The 360-nt window shown below is 56.1% G+C and carries 1 protein-coding gene; it reads right to left on the reverse strand.

Annotation, left to right across the window (positions count from 1 at the left end; all coding sequences use genetic code 11):
- Nucleotides 1-329: DUF6712 family protein (locus tag BLX24_RS31450; protein ID WP_143092994.1), on the reverse strand; the 329-nt coding region annotated here is incomplete at its 3' end.
- Nucleotides 330-360 lie beyond the last annotated feature (31 nt).

Here is a 360-nt window from a genome sequence, read left to right on the forward strand (position 1 = left end):
TCACGGCTGTCGACGTATTCCCATTTGGTTACTGCCGTCTGGTTTTGGGGGACGGTTTTCATTATGCCTTGATCGCCCACCCGCAGCTTCAGGTGCGGAAAGGCCAGATCATACGCATACCAGCTCATGCAGGCCTGCGCCAGATCGAGCAGGTCATACTGGTCGGTGTCAGCAGCTGGTGTCAGCCCCTTCAGCCAGGCAAACAGCTCGGGACCAACTTCCCCCTTGAACCAGCGTTCTGCTGAGCGGGCAAACGGCTTTACCGTTTCAAATTTCAGACTGCTCTGGATGCCGCCCAGCTGGTTTTTCAGTATCTCGAACGTAATCATGGCGCCGTGTTTGCGTTAACCGCTGGCTGAG

It is taken from the genome of Arsenicibacter rosenii (genome assembly GCF_001870735.1).
Classification (GTDB): domain Bacteria; phylum Bacteroidota; class Bacteroidia; order Cytophagales; family Spirosomataceae; genus Arsenicibacter; species Arsenicibacter rosenii.